Raw genomic sequence first — 2,252 nt, 5'->3', positions numbered from 1 at the left:
TTCGTTTAGTTGACTGAAAACATGAACGTATTTCACTCTTATAGAGTAGGCTTAGGCTATATTTGGGCTTAAAAGTTGTGTAAGTCCCATAAGACAAAAAAAGTATTCTTCCCACTTTTAAATTCTTAGATTGCTATGAATAGATGCGAAATTCCTTAATACCCATCTAGCGATCTAGATAATTTTATAAAAAACGTTAAACCAGCACACTAGACACTACCAATAGTGAAAAGAAAAATTTGCTACTTTAGCTAAAAAAGAAGTTAGAGTATTTTTCTATCTTTACGATCTATTCATAGCAATTACCAAAAATAATACTAAAAAAAATAAATTGGAAATTTATGCCTTTAAGGAGAATAATCAATTATATTGTTAGCCTATTTTTATCATTTTTTACCTTCTTATTTTTTCTTATTTATTGAAATTTATTTGATTATTTTTGCTTTCTTTTCCTGTCAATATAAGGAGGTAAAAATTTGGTTTGCTCCTCCTCATAAATAGTATATTGCCAAGGAACATTAATATCATGAGTAACACCCTTACCATTGTAAGAAGATCGACGTTGGGGTTGAGCTAATAAAATAATCATTCCAATTAAAATAATGCCACCACCAAGAAGTAAAATAGCTAAGACCATTCCTCCAACAAACCACAGTATACCTTTTTCTAAATAATTCGCAGAACCAGCTGAAGATCTTCTGCTATAATTATCCATTCCCTGCTGTAGACTCAAGCTAGAAATCAAACGTTCTTGTTCCTGGACTTGAATCAACAGTCGGTCATTTTGCATTCTCAGTTGATCTTGTTGTAGTCTGAGTTGCTGTGTATCTGCCCATTGTTGTTCCAACTGAGTTTTCAACTGTCGCAAATCGAGTAATTGCTGCTGTAGTTGAGTTTTTAGTTGGTCATAAGCTGAACGTTGTTGTTCTGATTGATTTTTAATTTGTTGTTCCAACTTATAGTCCTTAAAGTCAGGAACTAAAGGGACTGAAATTGGTGGTGGTGGTAATGGTAGTGGCTGAGGAGAAACGGTTACTAAAGGAGAAGGATACACTTTTGGAGAAGGGGAAAATGTGATTGAGGGAGAAGGGGATGGTTTTGGCGCTTCCGTCCGATAATCAGGAGACCACTTGCCAAATACAATCCAACCCATGAGCAAGAGGACAATCAATATCCCCGTCAGAATACATCCTCCTATAAACGCTGCAGTCTGATTCATTATTTAATTTCACTTTATGGTTAAACCAGGACTATTTGACAAATCATATAGAGTATTTATTCCCTAATGCCGATTAATATCATAACTAAGCATATGCAATAAAAATCAAAAACATCACTACTGTTTTACGTTAAGTCAAAATGTTTCAAATATTTAACCTTCTGTTAAGAGTAGGATCTTTTGGGCATACTGCACTACTTTCTAGAAAAATTAATATAGAAGTATATGGACTTTGAAACAATATCCTAGGACGACTAGTATTTTGATGCTACCTTTATCAAAAGACATTTGTTTTGGGCTGCCAAGTTTTCTTCTAGGAAATAATCTGAAAAATATTTTTACCAAATAATAGCAAATAGTAGCATGGCAAGAGGTTAGGAGGAAAAAATATTGGCAGAAAATCACCGGTCTTTTTTTAGCAAAGCTGCCTTTCAACTGCTGCCTTCTTCAATACATACCTCACTTTACTGTTCTTGTCCTTTCCCTTCTTATTTCTTTAGCACTTCACGGAACTCATAAATCAAAAGTCAAAATTTTTAATATAGCAAGAATCTATCAAAAACTCAAGGGGTTTAGAAATTATATCTGATTTGTGCCACAAGCTTCTGATTTATACCACAAGCTATGTTATAGTTAAAAGCTTTGTAAGTCTTATTTATCATAGATATAGTAATTTAGTATGGCTCAACTAAACTTACTCAAAAACCTGAAAACTTAGTTGAACGCAAGTTGATCGACCACTACATGGTTAAGTGGCAAACCCTTTATTCCTTGGTCAAAGACATCAGGAATTACTTTTTTAATTATATTCAATGACCCATTTACATCTGTATTTGATAATTTATTTTCCCTAGTTTTATATAACCCTCTTGTTACTCTTTTCACACTCAATATCGTTTTTTATCTCCATATTTTGGTAAATTGTCCCTACCTAAACATCTTAATCAAGATGCATAAGATTCTTCTATAGCAATCAGAAATGAGTTGTGAGAATTGAGATGTTCCTTAAAAGTGTAGAATATAGCAATTATTA

Annotated in this window: 2 protein-coding genes; both read right to left on the bottom strand. The window is 32.9% G+C overall.

Annotation, left to right across the window (positions count from 1 at the left end; genetic code table 11):
- Nucleotides 1–433: 433 nt before the first annotated feature.
- Nucleotides 434–1,219 carry a hypothetical protein gene (locus tag AC3DU7_RS31650; protein WP_488043194.1) on the bottom strand — a complete coding sequence of 262 codons (786 nt, stop codon included), beginning with the start codon at nt 1,217–1,219 and terminating at the stop codon, nt 434–436.
- Between the two features lie 714 nt (nt 1,220–1,933).
- Nucleotides 1,934–2,104, bottom strand: coding sequence for a hypothetical protein (locus AC3DU7_RS31645; protein ID WP_488043193.1), 171 nt, complete (start codon nt 2,102–2,104; stop codon nt 1,934–1,936).
- Between the last annotated feature and the right edge of the window lie 148 nt (nt 2,105–2,252).

The organism is Okeania sp., from assembly GCF_983059655.1.
The sequence above is the reverse complement of the archived record's forward strand: the minus strand, read 5'-3'. Positions and strand labels throughout refer to the sequence as shown.